Below are 21240 nucleotides of genomic sequence, written 5' to 3'. Positions count from 1 at the left end.
CTCTCCGTGGAGCGCATCCCTGCCCTCTCCGCGGAACGCGTCCCTGCCCTCTCCGCGGAGCGCGTGCGGGCGAGCCCAGGCCGGCGTCTTTCAGCAGGCCGGGGCGGGGGCCGGGGAGACGGACCGCACCCGCGTAGCGACCCAGGCCCCCACCAGGGCCACCGCCGCCATCGGCAGGAACACCGCGACGAAGGCCGCCGGGTGGGATCCGCCGCCGGCGGCCGAGGCCACCTCGTGGGCGGAGCCCACCGCACCGCCCCCGAGCGCGGCGAAGGCCGCTCCCCCGACGGCCAGCAGCACGACATTGGACAGCCCGTCCGAGATCTGGAGGGCGGCCGAGTTGGCCCCCGCCTCCTCGGGCGCCGACAGCTCCAGCAGCAGCACGCTCGTCGACGAGATGACCAGACCCATCCCCAGGCACCCGAAGCCCCACGCCACGGCGACGATCCACACCGGCACGGTCGGGATCAGCACGCTCGGCGCCGTCGCGACGGCCGCCGCCACCAGCACCATCCCGCCCGCCATCAGCCGCTCCCGATACGCCTCGAAACGCGGCCGCGACTGCAGGAACGACCCGAACGCCCAGGTGGCCCCGCCCACCGCGAGCGAGAGTCCGGCCGTCATCGGCGAGAGCCCGCGCTGTGTGACGAGCATCAGCGGCACGAACGACTCGGCCGCGATGAAGGACCCGGCCGCGACACCCCGCAGCAGCACCACCGACGGCAGCCCGCGCGCCGCCCGGTACGTCCCGCGGGGCAGCAGCCCGAGCACGGCCGGAACGAGCAGGGCCACGCCCACCGCACCGGGCAGGAGCGAGATCCACCGCAGGTCCTGGGCGGCGTACTGGAGCAGACCGGCTCCGAGCGAGATCCCGAGGGCGAGCCGGATGCGACGGCCGTCGACGGCTCCGCGCGCCGCGCCCTCCGCGGGCCCCGCGGCGCGGCGCCGGATCTGCGGCAGCGCGAGCGCCAGCGGGAACACGACGAGCACCGGGATCCCGATGAACACCGACCGCCACCCGAGATGCTCGGTCACCGCCCCCGACGCGAGCGGCCCGACCACGGACGGGACGACCCAGCTCGCCGCGAACGCCGCCATGATCGCGGGCCGCAGCCGCTCCGGGTAGGCGCGGCTGACGACGACGTACAACGCCACGATGACGAGCCCGCCCCCGAGCCCCTGCACGGCCCGCCCGGCGATGAACAGCCACATCGACCCCGCGGTCCCGGCGAGCAGCAGCCCCGCCGCGAACGCGGCAATCCCGGCACCCAACGGCCCGAGCGGACCGCGCCGGTCCGCCCACTGTCCCGAGAACACCATCCCGAACAGACTCGTCGTGAAGTAGCCGGAGAACGCGAACGCGTAGAGCGACACCCCGCCCAGTTCACGCGCGGCTACGGGCATCGCCGTCCCGACGGCGGTCGCCTCGAAGGCGATCAGCAGCACGACGGAGACGATGCCGATGCTGAGGGCGCGATAGCCCCGCCCGAGCACGCCTTCCCCGGTCATGACATCGGCAGCGAGACCGGCAGCCAGGTCGGCGGCGCCGCCGGCAGCGAGTTGGGCTGGGGTGTCGGAGGCGATGGCGCGAGCGTTGGTGTGGGGCGTGTCGTGGGCCATGTCGTGGGCGACCTCGGCGTCACCGGACGGTTCCAGGGCGGTCATGGACCTCAGCGTAAGGGGCACGACACGACTTGACCCCTGTCGGTGGTCCCCGTTCTCGTGGTCCCTTGGTCGTACGACTCCTCGTGCACGCCCCGCCCACCATGAACGCCGTATGGCAGTCACATTGCGGCCCACGCGCCCCTCTTGGCCCGGCGTCGGACGGGCCGTACGGTCGAGACATCGAGTTCGACGAACGCTGTTCGGACTCAGTTGGCCGTGTGCCCGAGTGGCTTAGGGATTCGCCTGCAAAGCGAAGCACACCGGTTCGATTCCGGTCACGGCCTCGACCAGCCCGCCCGCAAAGGGGCGCCCCGCTTCGGCAGGGCGCCCCTTCGGCGTTGCCCCGCGGTGCCGTACCGCGGGGCCGTGGACCGCGGGGCCGTAAACCGCAGGGCCGTGAACCGCAGGGCCGTGAACCGCAGGGCCGTGAACCGCAGGGCCGTGAACCGCAGGGCCGTGAACCGCGCAAGAAAGCCCGGCATCGGCACGCTCCGTCAAGCCGGGCGAAGTACGTCACCCGGGGCGGACGCCCCTGTGACCCGCCCGCCACGGGGCCGTGTCACCGATCACCCGGACGTGGGGTGACCAGCGCGTCCGGTCCCTCGTTGCCCAGAATCCCGCCTCGCCGCACGGCAGTTGGGCGAGAAACGGGGTGCGGGAACAGACAACGGGGAGGACAGCAACACCATGGTCATCGGACCTGCCCAGGGGCAGCAGAACCTCGCTTCGTCGCCGGCGCGCAAGCGCGCCGCGGCCCGGGCGATCGAGAACCACATCGAGCCCGACACGCGCCGTTCGGGTGAATGGGCGGACGAGGACACCGGGGCGGCCGTCAAGGCGTTCGACGCGAAGGACGGACACGGCTGGATCACGTCATCGGCCCTGAAGAAGGCGCACAAGGCCTGGGGCGATCAAGTGAAATCCCTCATGAACAGGCTGAGTTCGGAGAAGGTGTCGCTGCGCGCCACCACGGCACTCCTCCAGGGAACGGACTTCGGCGTAGGGGCGCAGGTCCGCACGACGTCATCGCTCGACCGCTACTGACCGCCGTACGGCCCGGCCCCGACCGACGCACGAGGACACCCCCATGCCCACGTACCACGAGATCATGACCACCGACCTCGCCACGCTCACCACCGCCGCCGACCGCTGGGACAGCATGGCGAAGGAATTCGGACAGCGGGAGACGGACTACCGACGGGACGTGCACGGCATCACGCCCGGTCCGCCGTCCCCCTCGACCTGGACCGGCCTGAGCGCCGACGCGGCCGGCAAACGCTTCGACGTGACGCTCCACGAATTCCAAAACGCCCAGACGGAAGCAAGGGCGATCGCCTCGCTCCTCCGGGACGCTCACGCGCAGTTCACCACGTTGCGCGGCCACCTCAAGTCCGAGCGCGAGGCGGCCGTCAAGGCCGGCATGAAGGTCTCGGATCGCGGCGTGGTGGCATACGACGAGGAACGCGCGGCCGCGAGCGAGTCGGGCTCGGCGATGCACGACCCCGGCAGCAGGGCCGAGGTGCACAGAGCGGTCGAATCCTGGCAGGGCCGCATCGACAAGGCGGTGCGCGCGGTCGGAGACGCCGATACGGGGGTTGAGATCGCCCTGAGCGCCGCGGTCTTCGACGCCGACCTCACCGACGGCACCGGAAACGGCTTCAACGCCCGAGCCAAGAGCGACATCGAACAATACGAGGCGGACGCGGCAAAGGAATCCGCCCGCAAACTCGCTCAGGGCGAACGGCTCACGCCACATCAACTCGCCGAACTCCAACGCTCGTTCCGCGACAACAGCCACGATCCGGGGTTCAGCCGCACCGTCCTGGACAGCCTGGGCCCGAGCGGCACGATCCGCCTGACCAACCACCTCGGCGACCTCGCCCACGTGACCGACCCCCGGCACGCCGCCGACTACGACTCCATCGAAACCGGCCTCGCCAACTCCCTCGCGACAGCCACCAGGAACCCCCACTCCCAGTGGTACAAGGACTGGCGGACGGAAATGCAAAAGGCGGGCGTCGCGCGCTACGAGACCGACTTCCAGGCGGCCAGGCTGGACAAGATCCGGGGATACCAGTCGCTGATCACGCTCATGCAGCACGGCGACGGATACGGTCGCGATGTCCTCGAGGACCTCGGCGACGACATGATCAAGGCCGAGAAGAAGACCCCCGGCCTGTGGGACCTGAAGGGCGAGTACAGCGGGAAACGGGCCGGGTGGTTCGCCAACGACCCGGTGGACGGCGTACTCGGCCTCATGAGCCACGAGCCGGCCACCGCCGCGCATTACCTCCATGACGACGGCCGCATGAAGTACCTGATGCACGACCGCGACTGGAAGATCACGCAGCACACGGAGGAGACGCCGAAGGCGACGGTCCACACCCCGTCCCTGGACACGGACACCCGCGCGGGCTTCGCGGCGGCGCTCCAGGCGGGGGCAACGGGCCTGGACCCATCGGACCCGAACGCGAAGTATGTCGAGCACTCCGAGGACAACAACAAGGTCTTCACGTCGTCACTGAAATACCTGGCGGAGGAAGGCGACAAGTTCCCGCCGTCACTCCGGGAGCCCATGGCGAAGATTCTGGTCAATCACGGGGACACGGTGCATGCGGCGGCCGGCGCGATCGACATGAACGAGGCACCACTGGAGCAGGATCAGCTCTATGAGGTCGTGAAGCAGGTGTCCAAGGATCAGGGAGCGTATGGGGCTCTCAATAGTGGAATCAACCATGCCATGGTCGCAGATATTCACGACCCGGATCAGGAGCACCCGAAGGATTCACTGACCCACGCCGGGCGAACAGTAGGTTTCCTCGAACAGGCTCGCGCCAACGCAGCAGGGGATCCCGAGGTAGCCGAATTCAAACACAAATGGGTGGTCGATCAAGCTATCGGCTACATTCCCGTCGGTGGCGACGAAATCCAATCCGGAGTCGACTATGTGACGGACCGATGGCTGGCGGACGAGCAGAAGAAGCTGGACGACAAGGCAGCCGAGGGCAACGTCGCCGACTACACCAATCGGAACAGGCAACTCATGGCCCTCGCAGGCGAGTGGCACAAGGTCCACGACTCCCACGACGGCTCCGCCATCGCAGCACAGGAAGCCATCGACGAAGCCGCCTACGCAGGATTCGAGCGAGGTCGAGGCACATCAGGGGAGAAGGCCAAATGAACCATCGGATGCGCATCGGACTGCTGACCCTGGCCGCGTTCTCAGGACTGGCTTCACTTGCCTCTTGTAGCCCTCAAGGGGCTGAGATCCCGAAATCCATCTGCGGCACGCACGTGAATGCGAAACTCGTCGAGCCGCTACTCAGGGCTACAGGAAAAGTCAGCGAATCGCACACGGCAGGGTGGGGCAAGCGAGAGACGAATTGGTGCATTGTCCGAGTCGCAGGAGACGAATCTCTGCGCCTGAAGTTTGCATGGCACTCGGACACCATGGACCCAATGAAGTCAGCCTCTCCCAATAACAACGTCACAGGCCTCTGGGAACCAACTCAGATGAACTTGGCGGATAAAGCCGCACTCGGCGATGACGGCGCGATCGCGACCACCCGCTGCCGAACTAAACCGGACAATCACTTCACCCTGACCCTCAAGCTGAGCCACCGAAGTGATGTACCCCATCACAGACGGGATATCGAGAAGTTCATGCGCGCCTACATGCCCGCCACCATGAAAGCCGTGGGCTGTACCCACCCGTGACGAGCGAGCGCGCCCGGGACGTCATCCCCCGGCCGTCAGAATGACGCCCCCTCCCACGACAATCACCGCGAAGGCAACAAACACCGCAACGAAGAGCATCAGCTTCCCGGCGGAAGGTCCGGGCTCGTAGTCGCGCGGCTCGGGCCCACCCGCCGACTCCTGGCGACCTGAGGATTCACCTGTCGTCGTCACCGCTGCCGTCCTCTCTCCGCGAAGTTCGCACTCCCAAAGTACGACCTCGTCAGGACCCACAGTCAGCGACCCCGCCCGATTCGGCGTTCCGGCTCGCGCATCAGCCCGCGCAGCGAACCTCGCGACTGGTCGTACAGGGCCCCGCATCTGATGCGGGGCCCCTCCGACCACTCCTGCCACCCCCGTGACGCGGCAGTGCCGCATCACCATAGGCCTGGACCATTGCAATTCCACCGTGCTGCCACGGGATGACTACCAGGCTTCCGCAAACGGAATGAGGGCCGCCCAACCACGGGGGGGAAGTGGGGCGGCCCTCTTACTCAAGAGTAAGTTACTGACAACGGCTGCGGGGACACGGACGGCCGAAGTTTGCTCGATCTGCACGCTCGACGCGCGACCGTCACACAGCAGTCTCCGCTGGTCACGGCCATGAACGAGTCGTGCGGGCGGCGCCACGAGGCCGAGCCCGTTCGGCTGAAGTCGATCGGTGAACCCGCCCGCGCGCCAGAGCCGCCCCCTAGCCCCACCACACCCGGCTACCCCGACCTCGAAAGCGGACCTAGCCCGCCGCCCCCTCCGCCTCCGCCTCCTCCTCCACTTCCGCCCCACCGAACACCCCGCCCCGAGCCGCCTGGTACGCCGCCTCGGCACTCGCGCGGACCAGCCGTTCGTCGATGGAGCCCCGCATGATGAGGAGCCGGTAATAGAAGGGCGCGCTCAGGGCGGCGATGACTTCGTACGCGTCCGTGTCCGGCGGAACCTCACCCCGCTCCACCGCACGGTGAACCAGCGCCGTCACGACGTCGGTGCGCGCGACGAAAGCACTACGTACAAGATCCGCGATATGCGGGTCGTACGCGGCGGCCGCCACCATCGCCTCGACGAGATTGCGGCTACGCGGCTGGGCGTGGAACCCGGCGATGGCCTCGGCCAGCTCGTACAGGTCTTGACGGAACTCACCGGAGTCCGGCGTGGCGATCGTCTTGCTGTGCTGGGCCATCAGATCGACGACGACGCCCTCGACACTGCGCCAGCGACGCCGGATCGTCGAAACGTGCACGCCGGACCGCGACGCGAGCTTGTCCAGGGTGAGCCCGCCGAACCCGGTCTCGTCGAGCTCGTGCAGCGCGGCTGCGAGGACGGCCGCGCGAGTGCGGGCCGTACGTCCGCCGGGGCGGGCGGAGCCGTGCTGTGGTCGCTCAGTCATCGACGCCAAATGTAGACGCCGCGACACCAAGCCAAACGCCGAGCCACCAGGGCAGGCACAAGCCGAGCCCGAGCTGCCGCCCGTTGCGCTCCACCCCGACGTCGATCCCATGGGCACCAGATCTTCACGTGCGGGCAGGTCGATTTCTAACGCTTCCGCTTTGCACGGCCGACGGCTTCCGGATAGCGTGGCCACACCTTAATGCGCGGCGAGAAGCATTAGCACGTCGCGCAGGGGTGCACGGGGGAACGTGAGCCAGTGTCAAACCGGCTCACACAACGGGGGATACCGTCGCCGCTGCCGCACCGGCCAACGCCACGCGGCAGCGGTGGCGCCACGGCAGCGTCAAAAACCTCACCGCGCCGTGCAGCCATGGCAGCGCCACCCCTCCCTCTGGCCGTAGCCACCGGCCACCGGCCACCGGCCACCGGTGACGATCTCTACTGCACCTGCACCTGCGTACCCCGGAGCTCCGGTCCCGGGACTCCCCACACCGCAGAGAGGACAAGCCGGCCATGCGCACCATCCGCAGGAAGATCGCCATGTCCGCGCCCGGCCTCTTCGGCGCCGCGGCCCTGCTGACCACCAGCGCCGTGAACGCCCACGCCGACTACACCGACAACACGTTCAAGATGTAGCCGGGCAAGACCAGCACCGTCATCATCTACGCCGACGGGAAGCAGGCCGGACGCGTCACTCGGTGGCAAATCCCTACCCGGGCTCCCCTAAGGGCGACACCCTGTGCGCCGCCGACGACCGGCCAGACGGCTGCTTCGTCAAGGGAATCCTCACCACGGGCCGCACCGTCAGTACGAACGGCAAGCCCCGGCTCGGACTGCCAGGGAGGAAACCTCCCCGAGGACCGCGGCTACGGCCTGAAGGCATGCCTGAAGAACCACTACGTACGCGCTTGCTCGATCAAGTACTACGTCCACTCCTGACCAACCGACGCCGACGGTGACCGGGGCGGGACCAGGGGCTCCTGGCCCGGCCCCCCACGGCTCAGCAAGAAGCGCCAAACACGGCCCAGGCGGCCGGCGCCCCAGTGAGGTGATGCCGCCAGGTGCCCTTGGAGTCGCGGACGTGGACGGACGTGGGCGTACCAGCGACCAGACGGTCGCCGAACTCCCCGCCAGAACGGCCCACCGCAGAACCGTCCCAAAACCTCAACACCTCGATGACCCCTCCCGTACCCGGATGGTCGCCGCGACTGGTTGGCATGACCTGGATCTCAACGTTCCGCATCTGCCCCAGCTCCAACGGCTGTTCGATCGACCCGCATCCCGGAGGACGAGGTCCGCATCGCAGCCACGTCACGCGAAGCGCAGGGGCACAGCTACTTGACCGAGCACGCGAACGCCTGACATCAGGCCGAGCGATTACGCGCACGACATCGCACAACAACCCACCGTCGATGATCGGCAGTTCAGCGCCACAGCCCTCGCGGAAACCCCATACTTCGGCAACTCTCCCGCGCCCAAATCTGCCAATCCCCCCAACACCATCAACCCACCCCCACCCCCGCCCGAGACGAAGCTGGCCTGGACCCAACGATGGTTGAGGCATTTCTCCCAATTTGCATCTGTGAGATCACACTCTGGTCTGTGATCTTCGCAGCGAGTTGCTAACTTGATCGAACCAATGCATCTGACGATCACAGAAGCAACCGGGTACACGGGGGAAAGGTGCTCACCCATGGCTTGGGAAGAATGGGATCAGCTCAAGGCCGAGGCGGCAGCCCGGCACTCGGCCGGCATGCAACTCAACAGCATCCCGGCGGATCCGGGTGGCGGAGGCGGGAGCACGCAGGGCGATCTCACGGTCAGCCAGAAGGGTCTCGCGGCGGTCGGTAACGCCGCCTTCGAACTCCGCACAGAATTCGAGGGAGTCAGCGACCGCGCCCGCCTCTCCTCCATGAGGGTCACGAACAGCCTGAAGAAGAGCGACGGGTTCGCGCTGGGTGAGGCGCTCGACCACGTCGCCACGCACTGGGTCGACCAAGTTCAGAACCTTCTCGATGCGACGGCTCACATCTCCAACCACCTTGACTACACCAAAGGTGTACACGCCAAGGACGAGGTCTACATCGCCGGCACGATCAGCAGCATCGCCCAGTTGGACAAGGGCTTCGACGAGCGCGGGGCGGGCCACTGATGGATCTCGATGCGCTCCGCCATCTGAACTTCTCCCAGCTCGATGACGCCATCGACGACTGGGACCAGATGACACGAGACCTCAAAACCGTCGCAGACCACGCTGACAGAAACCTCAAAGGAAAGGCTGACAAAGCCAACTGGTCGGGATACAACGCGGCCGTCACCAAGGAGTTCATCGACAAGACTTCGGGAGAGTTCAGCGATGCCCACACACAGGCGGACACCGTCACCAAGATCCTCAAGGACACCCGGGGCGAACTGGGGACCTACAAGACGCAGCTGAATACCTTGATCGAGTCGACCACAAGCATGACAGTAGTGGACACAGGTAACGGCTCGTTCAATGTCATCCCCAACCCCACGACCGATCCCACGAACGCCAAGACCGACGCCGCCGGCCTGCGTGACCAGATCGAGGGAATCCTCAAGAAGGCCAGCGAAAGCGACACAACAGCCGCTAAGGCCTTGCGCCTCATCGTCGATCACGCCGAGTACGGATTCTCGGACGCAAGCTACAAGGACCGGGACTCGGCAGCCGCAGCGATCAAGGCAGCCGAGGAGGCCGCCAAGACGCTACGCAAGAATCCTCACGACGTGACGAACACGGAACTTTCGTCCCTTGACTCGACCTTGGCCAAATACAAGAACGATCCACTCTTCGCCGAACAGTTCGCCGTAGACGCGGGCCCGAAGAAGATCATGACGTTCTACGCGGGCATCGCCGACCCCTATGGAATGCACTACGACCCGGAGCGCGGGGCACTGGCAAAGAAACTTCAGAAGAATCTGGGCATCACACTCGGAACAGCCACAGTCTCGGACAGCGCGAACATGCGGAGCTGGGAGAAGCAGATGGTGAATCTAGGACCGGGTGAACTGGGAACCGATGACGCCAACAACCCGCGCGGCTTCGCGGTCATGAGTAATCTCATGCGCTTCGGGGACTACGACGACCAATTCCTCAACGATTACGGGGACAAGCTCTACGCGTTCGACAAGGAACACAACGTCAAGGGGTTGAGCCCTTGGGTCAACAACTGGAATCAAGGCGACCTCAATTATTGGGGAAAAGACGACCGAGGCCGCGACCCGATGACCGGTTTCCTCGAGGCACTCGGGCACAACCCGGACGCATCGACGCAGTTCTTCGAACAGCCTGATGGTACCGGGGCCGACGTGGACAAGGACTCCGAGGTCAACGACCACCTCAAGTACCTGACCAAAGAACGCATCTGGCTCTCCGATGCCACGCTCGACGGCAATGACAAGGTCGTGGCCGGACGAGACTCTCTTGGGCACGCCTTGGAAGCTGCCACCATCGGTTACCCATACGACGCCGACGCGAAAGCAATGCAGGCTGGCGATCACCGCACAGCCGCAACAGCGGGCGTCATGGAGCAGGTCGCATACCTCTACGGCAGTAAAGACGGGCCGGACATGTTGCACGCCCAACCAGAACTGGCCGACAGTCTGGGGAAGATGGGCGGCGCCTATATCGACGACCTTGACTACAACCTCTCCGGCATCGGAGAGAGCGCCATGGACAGTGACACTTTCCCTGCGAAATATCCCGGGCGCGCCCACTTCACCAACGAGGGCGCGATCAACTTCATGAGCGTTCTCGGCCAGGACGAGAATTCACATCGCGCCATCACTGCTGCGCAGCATCTCTATTCCCTGAGCGCGCTCGACGCCTACCCTCCGACCTCCGATGCCAACATCGGACACGCTCATGACGTGCTGACCACCGAGGCCCAGGCCCGGGGAATCCTCGACAACTCCCGTGTTCAGCAAGCCGAGGCTACGTACAAGGCCGGTACGGAGGAAGCCAACAAATCGCTGGGAAGGTCTGCAGACTGGATCAAGCTCGGGGCCGGAGCCGTTGTCGGCGGTGGCATCGCCGCGATTCCCCTTCCAGGGTCCACGGCAGCTGCCCTCGTAGTCGCGCCGCTCGCTGCGGATACCGTTGGAGAGGCGGTAAACACATTCATCGGGCAGCAAATCGACAAGGGGGTGGACGCCGCAGAAAAAGACCCCGCCGAGCAATCCCAGGTGACGAGCAGCGAGTTCTACAAGAAGGGAATCAACCAGCTCGGGACCGACTATACGTCCTACATTGACGACAGCCCTAAGGTCAAAGGCATTGCCAATGATCAGAACTGGGTCCAAGACATCAACAACGCTTACTACGGAACCGGCTCACAAGAAAACGACTACCGCGGCCGCGCTCCGCACAAGGACTGACCCGTGCGACAGATCAGCAAACGACCTCGCACCCGCACTACGTGCAGGATGGCCACAGCTATCTCTCTGGCGACGCTCTGCCTGGTCTCGTGCAGCGACGACGAAGGAAACCAGGACGAGCCGAACTTGACTGCGTCCCAGCTATGCGCCTCAACTCTGGACGCACCGGCAGCTGCATCCATCGAACGCATGGGCGAGATCAAGGAGTTTACTGAACTCCCCGGAACCAATGACTCGGGAAAACCCAACAAGTTCTCACTGAAACAATCCGCAGAGACTCTCCATAACGACATGACGCAACGAAACCAATGTGTCGTCTTCAAAACAGGAGACACCACCAGTCATCCACTGATCACGGTGGATTTCTCAGCCGCTAAGTTCTACCCGAAAACGACCAAAAGTGGCGGCGGAGACCCGAAGGCTTCCCACTACCGGATGGGCGTGTACGCCGTGGCGCGCGGCACCGCTGGTGCCTCGTTGTACTTCAAGTGCCCGACAAAAAACCCCGATGCACCAGGGCAGTCCACGCCCTACGTCGAAGCGGAGCTCACCGGAACTCCGGACCAGATATCAGCGAAGAGCACTGGCCGCGACAGCATGACCGTCCTCAACGCCGTCTCGCGGGCCATGGCGAAGCAATTGGGTTGTGCCTCGCAGGCCTCCCTGCCGTCTCGAGTACCGGCAGCCCAGACTAATTGACCAGACTCGCTTACCGCGAGGGTGACCCAGAAGTCAGACCAGGACGGCTGTGCCCCGGCCTTCCATTCCTCGACACACGAGAATGGAAGGCCGGGGCAGTGAAGCCGCACAGAAGGCCGCCTAGGGAAACTCAAGACTCCTACTCGTCCAACGCGGAGAAGGAGCGAGCGCCATCACCATCGCTCCCAGCAACGCCCATCTGGCGTGCCGCGCTATTCGAATGATCACGTCGGACCAGGGCGACGCCGACCGCATAAGCTCTAACGCCCCTTGTGCCGTTCCACAGCCGCACTGGGCCAGGCCGCACTTCGTGAGCTGCGCGATCCTGGCCATCTCGTTGTCACTGAGGCCGTCAAGCCGTAGGTAGAGAGCGGCGGCTTCCTTAGCAGCCCCACAACTGCCGAAGCGACCGCGCCGTCACACCGACGGAGCCGGACCAGCTCCCGTCCGCGCCCTCACGCAGACGCGCCCGGCCCCTGCGATCCGGTGCCGTACGGCGAGTTCGGGTCATGGTTCACCGGGTGGTTCTGCGGAGCGCCGTATGGCTGGTACTGGTGCAGCTGGCCGGGAGCGGGCACAGGAGCCTGTGCAGGGGCGTAGGGATAGGCAGGCGGCTGCTGGGCAGCGCTGCGCTTGCGGCTGCGGGTGACTCCTACGGCGACACCGGCCGCAATCACGACTGCCGCGCCCACGCCGATGCCGATCCACAGAGGCGTGTTGCTGTCATCGCCCTTGGACGCGGTCGCCGGCGCAGCCGACTTGCCACCGTCCGCGGCCTTGGAGGGCTCGGCAGACGGGGACTTGGCGGCTGTGACGGGGTAGTCCGGGAGCGGGTACTTGTCGGCCGGTCCCGGGTTGCCGGGGGTCTTCAGAGCGATGCGGGGGCGGACGATTCCATAGCCGATGCCGTCGTTGCGCTTCGCGCCGTCCGTCGGTCCGCCGATGGTGTTGAGCATGACCCGGAGGACCTGGTTGTTGGTCCAGTTCGGGTGCTTGGACCAGATCAGGGCGGCGCTGGCGGAGGCGAGCGCGGTGGCGTCACTCGTGCCGTGGCTCTTGCAGAGACCGGTCGCGCTTGCCTTGGTCCCACAAGCGTGGACCATTTCGTCGCCCGGAGCTGACATGTCCACCTGCGGACCATGCGTGGATTCGGGCGTCATGCCAAGGTTTTTACCGACGGCACTCACGCCCACCACGCCTGGAGTCGCAGCGGGGAACTCCACGGTGTTTCCGTCGTTTCCGTCATTGCCGGAGGACGCAAAAATCAGCGAACCCTTCTTCAACGCATAGTCCACTGCCTCCGTGAGCCGGTCCGAACCTGACAACACACCTTGGGAGATGTTGATGACCTTGGCGCCATGGTCCACCGCGTAACGGATCGCCTTGGGAGCGAGCTTGTTGAACTGCCCAGCCGATTGGTACTGGTTCCCCAGTTTTCCCCCGTCCGGTAGCCGGATCGGAAGGATCTTGGCTCCCGGCGCAAGGCCGAACGCCCCCTGCCCTCCATCGCGCGCTCCGGTTCCGGCAATCAGCCCAGCCATTCCTGTGCCGTGACCGTCATAGTCGGTGTGCTCGTCACCTGGCTCCTTGGTAGCGAGATCCAGGCCGTCCAACACCCGCCCGCGGAGATCTGCGTTTGCCGGATCCACGCCCCCGTCAATAACCGCGACGGTGACGCCCGAGCCCTTGCTGGTGCGCCACATGCTCTCCGCCTTCATGACGGTGAGGTACCACTGATCGTCCCGTGGCGATTTCGCCAGGGAAGGTGTGGCTGCGGCACCCACCAACACCAGACCGAGGGCTGCCGAGGAAACAGCTCGGCGACCGTAGCGACTTGTGCTGGTGGGCATGCGACTACCTCTCGCTGTTCTGTGATGCGTCGTCGACGACCGACGGCACATTGCGCCGGGTGTCCGGCTGCCAGATCTCCTCGTCCTCGACGAGGTAGCCGGGCCGCGAATCCTGCTCTTCGTCACGGCGTCCATCGGGACGTGCGCCCTGAGGCGTCGCTCCGGCTCGCCCCGCCTGGCCCGTACGGTGTGACTCCTCCGGCGAAGCACCGGCAGCGGATCCCTGGCCGCGTACCAGTCCCGATCCGCCCGAGCTGAAGGAACGGCTGTTCGCACGGCCTTGCTGTTGCGCACGACCGCCGACGATTCCGCCGTTCTCGCCCGTCACACCGGCTGTCCGTCGTCCTGCCGACACACCCCGGGGGCTCCCGCTCGCCCCCATGGTGGTAGGCCTGGCGCCCGTCTGTCCTTGGCCTGTGGCTCCCCGGCCGTTGGACACGCCCTCGGTACCCATGACCTTGCCGCGAGGAATTCCCTTCGCAGGCTGGCCCGTTACCGGTTGAGGGCGACCACCCGACACGCCGTTGCTCGTCGGCATGCGGCCCGGAGCGCCGGACCGGCCCGTGGAGGTGGCGTTCTGGCCGGGCATCAACGGTCCACGCCCGCCTGGCGTCGACGGACGACCTGTGGCGCCCTCCACCGGCGCGCCTCCGGGCCTCACGGTTCCCTTGGCACTACCTGTGGGCGAGATACCACGTGCAGTGGGTCCGGTGCCACGTCCGGTGAGTGGGCCGCGGCTGTTTCCGTACGCGGGCAGGGTGGGCCCGGCAACTGGCGGTGGAGTGGGGCTGGCCCCCGTCACACTCGGTCCCGGCTGCGACGGGCCAGGAGCTGTCACAGGCGGTGAGACTTCGGGGAGCGTGCCCACAGAGTCGATGCCCATCTGCGTGGGGCGCTCGTCGACACTCGGAGTGGGCTGCGGGGATGTCACCGGGCCTCGGTGCGCCGGCGTCGCGTTCGACGTAGCTGTCGCGTGTCCAGTCGCCCCCGGCGCAGCGCCGACCGCACCCGTGCCAGCTCCGGAGGACGCCTGCCCGGCCGCTCCTCCATACCGCTCAGCAGTGTCACGCGCCCTGTCCTCCGGCACAAACGCCTTGGGTGGCGGAGGGAACTTCGGCCTGGGCAAGCTGTCCATCTGCGTAGAGGACAGCGAGTACGCCTGCCCCAACTTCCGCATCTCGCCGGCGGCTTCCTGCCGGACCTTCTCCTTGTTCGCCGCGATCGCCGCCAGCTCGCTCGACGACTTGCGCGCGACCGCCGCGGCGTCCGGGTCGTTGTGGGCCGCGGTTGCCGCGTCCAGGTTCGCCTTGGCGCCGGCCTTGTCGCGCGGGATGGACGCCTGGGCAGTGCCGATGGCCTCCGACGCGCGGGCCAGCCACTTGGACGAATCCTGGCTGAAATCACCCAGCGACAACGTCGCGTTGGCCAGGTCTCCCGACCAGGTGCGGAACGCCTCGGCGCCCTCGCCCTTCCACTTCACCCACTGAGGGCGAACCTTCAGGTCCTCGGCGATCGAATGGATCTCCTTGGCCGCCGCCTTGAGCCTTTCAGCAGCGGCCTGGATCGATCCTGAGTTCGCTTGATCGAGCCACTCCAGCATCGCCTCGTGACTCATGCCGTCGAACGGGTCTCGTGCCATCAGGCCGCTCCGCCCTTGTATTCGCCCTTGTCGGCCGGCGCGGACTGGGACGACGGGGCGTCCTTGGCGTCCTTGGCGTCCTTGGCGTCCTCCGTGCCGATCTCATCCATCTTCGGCCCCTCGCCGTGATGCCACAGCCGGGACTTCTCCGGGTCGTACTCGCCCCCGTAGTGGTCCTTCGTCTCCGCGCTGATCGCCGCCATCCGGTCACGGATGTCGGCGTCGATGTTGGCGTACCCCTTGTGCGAGGCGAGCACCGCGATGCCCATGCCCTCTATGGAGTCGGACAGGACCTTCGACAGGTTCTCCAGCTCCGTGAGCACCGTCTGGTACGAGGTGAACAGGCCGTCCGCCGCTCCCCAGCCGGCTGCGCCTCCCCCGAACTGATGACGGCTGAGCGGCTCCTGGCCGATCTTCTTCGGGCCCGCGTCGGAACCCTTGAGGTTCTTGATCAGCTCATCGACCCGCTGCTGGAACTTGGTGAACGACTCGAGTTCGGTGACGACCTCCCCCACCGCCGCCTGCGCCGCGCCCACCGCTCCGAGAATGCCGAAGGATGCCCACGGCGATCCCCCGCCGCCGTCACCCGTGTCCTCTGCCATCGCGTCCTCCCCGTTCCCCCGTGCCCGCCGAAGGTCATCGGCCGCCGTTGTCTGCGAAGTCTCGACAACAACTCTAGCCATGCGCACTGTCAGTTCACACGCGGCCCGTTGCAGAGACCATCCACAACGCGTCACACAACGACACGACGTGTCACAAGTCGCAACGGGCAGGCAGGGTCAGTCCGTTGACACCATCGCCGGAGCGGACGCGTTCGTCACGACCGCCGCCTGCGGGCGGATCGGGAGGCGGTTGACGGGGCGGCCCGTGGCGGCGCGGACCGCTGAGGCGATCGCCGCCGGGGACGCGACCACCGGGACCGCGCTCGCCGCCTTCGCCCCGAAGGGGGCCACCACGTCCCGTTCCTCGACCAGTTTGACGATGCGGATGTCGGGGGCGTCCAGGGACGTCGGGAGCGCGTAACCCGTGAAGTCGGGGTGGCGGACCAGGCCGCGCGGGGTGCGAAGGTTCTCCGTGAGGGCCGCGCCCACGCCCTGCGTGACACCCGCTTCGATACGGGCCGTCAGCTGGGCCGGGTTCAGCACCCTGCCCACGTCCTGGGCGACCGCGAGTTCCACGACTCGTACGGAACCGAGTTCGATGTCCACGTCGACCACCGCGCGGATCGCGCAGAACGCGAGGCCCACGAAGGCGTCGCCCTGGCCGTCGGCGTCGAGGGGTTCGGTGGGGTGCGGGCGGCACTGGGCCGTGGCCCACAGCTCCTTGCCGTCCATCGCCTCGGTGACCGTCGTCGACAGGACTCCGTCGTACGACGTGATCTTGCCGTCGGCGATCTGGAGCAGCTCCGTGGACATGCCGAACTTGTGCGCCAGGGGCTGGAGAAGCTGAGTGCGGACCATTTTCGCGGCGCGTTCGACCGCTCCGCCGGAGACCCACGTGTGGCGGCCGCGGCAGCCGGGGCCGGCCGGCGGCTGATCGGTGTCGACGGGGGCGACCTGGACCTCGTCGATCCCGAGGGTCTCCTGGACGATCTGGCGGGCGAGAGTGGTGAAGCCCTGACCGGTCTCGACCGCCGCGCAGATGACCGTGGCCACGCCGTCGTGGACCTTCACCGTCGCCGTCGACACCTCGTCGGTGCCTTCCGCGCCGAGCATGTGCACCATGCCGATGCCGTAGCCGACGCCGCGGCGCACCGCGCCGGGTTCGCCCGCGCCTTCGGGACCGCCGGGCAGCAGCCACTCGTCCTCGGGGGTGTCCCTGGGCAGCTCCGGGAGCGGGAAGTCCCGTACCGCGCCCAGCAGTTCGGCGACCGGCGCCGGGCACGTCACCGTCTGCCCGGTGGGGAGTACGTCGCCCGTCGCCATGACGTTGCGCAGGCGCAGCTCCGCCGGGTCGATGCCGAGTTTCTTCGCGAGCTTGTCCATCTGCGCCTCGTACGCGGCACAGACCTGGAGGGCGCCCTCTCCGCGCACGTGGCCGGAGGGCGGGTTGTTGGTGCGTACCGCCCAGCCCTCGATGAAGGCGTGCGGGACGACGTACGGGCCACAGGCGAAGGAGACCGCGGCGGCGAGCGCGTCCGAGGACGTGTCGGCGTACGCGCCCGCGTCGAGGAGGATCTGCGCCTCGACCTTGACCAGCTTGCCCTCGGCGTCCGCGTGGTGGCGGTAGCGCAGGAGGGTGGGGTGGCGGTGGGTGTGACCGAGGAAGGACTCCTCGCGCGTGGCGGTGAGTTTGACCGGGCAGCCGGTCCTCAACGCGAGCAGTCCGAGCGGGAGTTGGAAGCTCTGGTCCTCGCGGTCGCCGGTCGCGCCGGGCACGCCCGTGACGACGACCTTCACGCGCTCGGGTTCGAGGCCGTAGCGGGCGGCGGCGAGGTCGCGGTCGCCGTGCGGATCGGTGGAGGCGATGTAGAGCTCCACTCCCCCGTCGGGCCGCGGGACGGCGAGGCCGGCCTCGGCGCCGATGGGGGCCGGGTCCTGGCGGCCGATGCGGTACTGGCCCTCGACAACGATTTCGCCGATCGCGTCCTGGTCGCCGTGGCGCAGGGGGATGTGGCGGATCAGGTTGCCGTCGGGGTGCAGGGGCTCGGCCGCGAAGGACTGCTCGGGGTCGGTGACCGGTTCGAGCACCTCGTACTCGACGATGACGGCCGCGGCGGCCATGCGCGCGGTGTCGGGGTGGTCGGCGGCGACGGCCGCGATGGCCTCGCCGTGGTGGCGTACGACGTCGGAGGCGAACACCGGGCGGTCCGCGGCGCGGTGGCCGGGAAGGGGTGCTCCGGGGACGTCCTCGTGCGTGATGACGGCGCGTACGCCGGGCATCTCGCGCGCGTGGGTGGTGTCGATGGAGAGAATGCGCGCGTGCGGGTGCGGGGAGCGCAGGACGGCCGCCCACAGCAGGCCCTCGGCCCACAGGTCGGCGGCGTACGGGAAGGTGCCCTCCGTCTTGGCCCGCGCCTCGGCGGGCGGCAGGGAGGCGCCGAGGCCGTGCGGCAGTGGCTCGGCCACGGGGGCCGCGGGCGCGGTGGCTGTTGCTTCGTCACTCACGCCAGGCCTCCGTCCTGAATACCTTCGGTCGCGCTGGGGCCCGCCTGGTGCGGGATGCGGGCCTCGCCCCCGGCGTCACCCGCGGAGGCGGACGGGCCCGTCGCGTCCGCCGGGTCCGTCGCGGCGGCCGCGCCCGTCGCCGTCGCCTCGCGTTCGGTGACGACCTGCTGCACGGCGTCCAGGATCCCGCGGTAGCCGGAGCAGCGGCACAGGTTGCCGCACAGCGCCTGCCGGGTCTCCAGCTCGGTGGGGGCCGGGTTGCCTTCGAGCAGGTCGTGCACGGTCATCGCCATGCCGGGCACGCAGAAGCCGCACTGGACCGCGCAGCGGCCGGCGAGGGCGCGCTGCACGTCGGAGGGCTGCCCGTCGGCGGCCAGGCCCTCCACGGTGCGTACTTCGCTGCCGGCGGCGGTGGCGCCGGGCACGAGGCAGGAGGCTACGAGGCGGCCGTCGACCTGCACGTTGCAGGCACCGCACTCGCCCTGCGAGCAGCCGTCCTTGGCCCCGGCGAGGCCGAGGCGCTCGCGCAGGACGTAGAGCAGGGACTCGCCGATCCAGGCGCCGGTGACGGGGCGGTCGGTGCCGTTGACCCGCAGGACGTAGGAGGCGAGGGGGTGGTCGTCGTGGAGGGGCGCGACCACGGCGTCGGGCGCGGACTCTTCGGCGACGGCATCCTCTGGGGCGAGGGCCTCGGTGACGGCGTCGGGGACCTCGTCGAGCTCGGAAGCCTCAGAAGCCTCAGAAGACGCGGAGGCCGCGGACGCCGCGGACGCCGTAGCGACCTCAGGAGTCTCGGGGACCTCAGAGACCTCCGGGGCCTCCAGGGCCTCCGGGGCCTCGGTAGTCGGCACCCGCGCCGACTCCTCCGCCGACTCGGCGGCGACGTCCGCGAAGGTGTGCGCCTCGTCGTCCACCGTCCCGACCGGCTCGGGTTCGCCGTGTATGGCGGGTGCGGCGTGTATGTCGCTTACGTTCTCCTGCGCCGGCTCCGGCGTGATCTCCGGCGCCCCTTCGGGCTCGAACCCGGGCTCGAACTCGGGCTCGAACTCAGGCTCCGGAACGCCCTGCGAGGGCTGCTTCTGCGCCCACTCCTGCGCCGCCCAGGGCGCCACCGCGCCCCCCGGCAGCGTCGCCGGAGGCGTCCGGCCCCACTGCGCGGCGATGGACGATGTGGTGAACTCGCCCGACTCGTCCGGAAGATCCCCTTCGGCGATGACCGGAATCGACCACTGTCCGGTCTGTCCCGCCTGCCCCGCCGTTTCGGTCACCGCGTGGCCGTGGGCGGGCGGCGCCTGGTGCTCGACGTCCGAGAAGTTCCACTGTCCGGTCACCCCGGCCCCGTGACCGTACGAAGGCGTCGCCTCCGGAGCGGCCGGTCCGGCGTGATCGGCGTGGTCGGCATACTCCGCGTGTTCGGCGGGCTCGGGCCAGTGCACCTCGCCGGTCGCCGCGCCCGTGGGCGCCGCCTGCGCGCCCGTCATGTCGGGCGGCAGCACCCACACGCCCGTCGCCGCCGGGTCCGTGGCCGCGGGGCCGCCGGGCGCGACGGTGATCTGCGGCGGTACGTAACCGTGCCCCGGCGCGGCCAGCGGCACGTCGGGCAGGCCACCCTCGGGGAGCTGCACGAAGGCGGTGGCGTCCGCGTCGTAGTCGCCCTGGGGCAACGGCTCCCAGCCGCCGCCCTGGTGGCCACCGTGGTTGTGCTCGTCAGTCACGACAGCGCCCTCCCAAGTGCACGTCGGGCCAGCGCGGCGACCGTGCGCCGCAGGTGCAGTACGGCGGGCGGCAGCTGTTCCTGGGTGCCGTCCGGGGCCGGGGCGGCGTCGGGGATGCAGGCCGCGGCGACGTACTCGCCGAACGCGGTCAGCGCCTCGGGCACGAGCATCCGCTCGCCGTCCCAGTCGATGAGCGAGGCCACCCACTGCTCGGCCTCCAGGGGCCGCAGCGGCATGGGCGCGATGGCGCCGACCGCGCACCGCACGCCGCGCCTCGCGGGGTCGAGGACGAGCGCGACGGACGCGAGGGCGCGTCCTGGGCCGGTGCGGCCGGTGGCCTTGAGGAAGGTCTGCGGGGCGTGCAGGAGCGGCACGCGCACGAAGCCGATGAGCTCGCCGGGGCTGAGCATCTCCATGCCCGCGAGCAGATGGGAGACGGGAACCTCGCGCCGCGCGCCGCCGGGGCCCGCGATGATGAGGGTCGCTTCGAGGGCGGCCAGGACGGGCAGGGTGTCGCCGGTCGCCGCGGCGGAGGCGATGTTGCCGCCGAGGGTGCCCGCGTTACGGATCTGGGGCGGTCCGGCGGCGCGGGCCGCGGCCGCGAGCGCGGGGATCAGGGCGGCGAAGTCGGGGCGCCCGATGCGGGCGTGGGTGAGGCCGGCGCCGAGCAGAGCGTGACCGTCCTGGTACTGCCAGCCGCGGATCTCGCTGATGCGGCCGAGGCCGACGAGGGCGGCGGGGCGCAGCAGTCCGGCGTTGACCGAGGCCATCAGGTCGGTGCCGCCCGCGACCGGGACCGCGGCGGGCATGGCGGCGAGTGCTGCCACGGCCTCGTCCAGCGAGCCCGGGAGCGTCACGGCCTGCGTTGCGTGCGTGGTCAAACCGGCTGCCCCTTCCCGATGTCCGGCACTTCGCCCGGCGGCTTCGGCATGTGAGCCGTCGTTCGCGCCGTTACGCCTGTTCCGCCGTACGGTACGTGCTGACAGGCCGGACGTGGCAACTCTGGCACATCTTCCCGGGGGCCCGGCGAGGGGGTCCGCTAGGAGGCT

The 21240-nt window shown here is 68.3% G+C and carries 15 protein-coding genes, 1 tRNA gene and 1 pseudogene; 8 read left to right on the top strand and 9 right to left on the bottom strand.

Features of this window, described 5'->3' with window-relative positions:
- Window positions 1-90 precede the first annotated feature (90 nt).
- On the bottom strand, window positions 91-1665 hold the full coding sequence (locus ACFC96_RS26935; protein WP_376614522.1) for an MFS transporter: 1575 nt from the start codon (window positions 1663-1665) through the stop codon (window positions 91-93).
- Between the two features lie 212 nt (window positions 1666-1877).
- Here ACFC96_RS26935 and ACFC96_RS26930 point away from each other — a divergent pair.
- From ACFC96_RS26930 to ACFC96_RS26915, 4 genes are all read left to right on the top strand, one after another.
- Window positions 1878-1949, top strand: a tRNA-Cys gene (locus ACFC96_RS26930).
- 403 nt (window positions 1950-2352) lie between these two features.
- Window positions 2353-2709 (top strand): hypothetical protein, encoded by a 357-nt coding sequence (locus tag ACFC96_RS26925; protein WP_376228273.1) that lies wholly within the window; start codon window positions 2353-2355, stop codon window positions 2707-2709.
- Window positions 2710-2773: 64 nt separating this feature from the next.
- On the top strand, window positions 2774-4846 hold the full coding sequence (locus tag ACFC96_RS26920; protein WP_376614520.1) for a hypothetical protein: 2073 nt from the start codon (window positions 2774-2776) through the stop codon (window positions 4844-4846).
- 8 nt (window positions 4847-4854) lie between these two features.
- Window positions 4855-5382: a hypothetical protein gene (locus ACFC96_RS26915; protein WP_376614518.1), complete on the top strand. Its 528-nt coding sequence runs from the start codon at window positions 4855-4857 to the stop codon at window positions 5380-5382.
- A gap of 751 nt (window positions 5383-6133) precedes the next feature.
- On the opposite strand, the gene ACFC96_RS26910 is transcribed toward ACFC96_RS26915, so the two are convergent.
- The gene (locus ACFC96_RS26910; RefSeq protein WP_376614516.1) at window positions 6134-6781 is read right to left on the bottom strand and encodes a TetR/AcrR family transcriptional regulator C-terminal ligand-binding domain-containing protein; all 648 of its coding nucleotides are present in this window, start codon (window positions 6779-6781) and stop codon (window positions 6134-6136) included.
- A gap of 515 nt (window positions 6782-7296) precedes the next feature.
- On the opposite strand from ACFC96_RS26910, the gene ACFC96_RS26905 reads away from it, so the two are divergent.
- A complete protein-coding gene (locus tag ACFC96_RS26905) occupies window positions 7297-7419 on the top strand; it encodes a hypothetical protein (RefSeq protein WP_376614515.1) in 123 nt (40 codons plus the stop codon).
- Window positions 7420-7885: 466 nt separating this feature from the next.
- On the opposite strand, the pseudogene ACFC96_RS26900 reads toward ACFC96_RS26905, so the two are convergent.
- Window positions 7886-8053, bottom strand: a pseudogene (locus tag ACFC96_RS26900) (transcriptional regulator); the annotation flags it as partial.
- Between the two features lie 423 nt (window positions 8054-8476).
- On the opposite strand from ACFC96_RS26900, the gene ACFC96_RS26895 reads away from it, so the two are divergent.
- From ACFC96_RS26895 to ACFC96_RS26885, 3 genes are all read left to right on the top strand, one after another.
- Window positions 8477-8935 carry a hypothetical protein gene (locus ACFC96_RS26895; protein WP_376614513.1) on the top strand — a complete coding sequence of 153 codons (459 nt, stop codon included), beginning with the start codon at window positions 8477-8479 and terminating at the stop codon, window positions 8933-8935.
- Window positions 8935-11181 (top strand): hypothetical protein, encoded by a 2247-nt coding sequence (locus tag ACFC96_RS26890; RefSeq protein WP_376614512.1) that lies wholly within the window; start codon window positions 8935-8937, stop codon window positions 11179-11181. The genes ACFC96_RS26895 and ACFC96_RS26890 overlap by 1 nt, the downstream gene beginning before the upstream one ends.
- 189 nt (window positions 11182-11370) lie before the next feature.
- Entirely contained in the window at window positions 11371-11880 is a 510-nt protein-coding gene (locus ACFC96_RS26885) for a hypothetical protein (protein ID WP_376614511.1), read from the top strand.
- 455 nt (window positions 11881-12335) lie between these two features.
- On the opposite strand, the gene mycP is transcribed toward ACFC96_RS26885, so the two are convergent.
- From mycP to ACFC96_RS26855, 6 genes are all read right to left on the bottom strand, one after another.
- Entirely contained in the window at window positions 12336-13730 is a 1395-nt protein-coding gene (gene mycP / locus ACFC96_RS26880) for a type VII secretion-associated serine protease mycosin (RefSeq protein ID WP_376614509.1), read from the bottom strand.
- Between the two features lie 4 nt (window positions 13731-13734).
- Window positions 13735-15369 carry a translation initiation factor IF-2 gene (locus ACFC96_RS26875; protein WP_376614507.1) on the bottom strand — a complete coding sequence of 545 codons (1635 nt, stop codon included), beginning with the start codon at window positions 15367-15369 and terminating at the stop codon, window positions 13735-13737.
- Window positions 15369-15971, bottom strand: a complete 603-nt coding sequence (locus ACFC96_RS26870) for a hypothetical protein (RefSeq protein ID WP_376614505.1) — start codon at window positions 15969-15971, stop codon at window positions 15369-15371. Before ACFC96_RS26870 ends, ACFC96_RS26875 begins: the two co-directional genes overlap by 1 nt.
- 177 nt (window positions 15972-16148) lie before the next feature.
- A complete protein-coding gene (locus tag ACFC96_RS26865; RefSeq protein WP_376256686.1) occupies window positions 16149-18476 on the bottom strand; it encodes a xanthine dehydrogenase family protein molybdopterin-binding subunit in 2328 nt (775 codons plus the stop codon).
- The gene (locus ACFC96_RS26860; RefSeq protein ID WP_376614503.1) at window positions 18473-20191 is read right to left on the bottom strand and encodes a 2Fe-2S iron-sulfur cluster-binding protein; all 1719 of its coding nucleotides are present in this window, start codon (window positions 20189-20191) and stop codon (window positions 18473-18475) included. Before ACFC96_RS26860 ends, ACFC96_RS26865 begins: the two co-directional genes overlap by 4 nt.
- Complete coding sequence (locus ACFC96_RS26855; protein WP_116512717.1) at window positions 20188-21072, bottom strand: xanthine dehydrogenase family protein subunit M; 885 nt, start codon at window positions 21070-21072, stop codon at window positions 20188-20190. The genes ACFC96_RS26860 and ACFC96_RS26855 overlap by 4 nt, the downstream gene beginning before the upstream one ends.
- Window positions 21073-21240 lie beyond the last annotated feature (168 nt).

This window comes from Streptomyces sp. NPDC055955 (assembly GCF_042270245.1).
GTDB lineage: Bacteria > Actinomycetota > Actinomycetes > Streptomycetales > Streptomycetaceae > Streptomyces.
The sequence above is the reverse complement of the archived record's forward strand: the minus strand, read 5'-3'. Positions and strand labels throughout refer to the sequence as shown.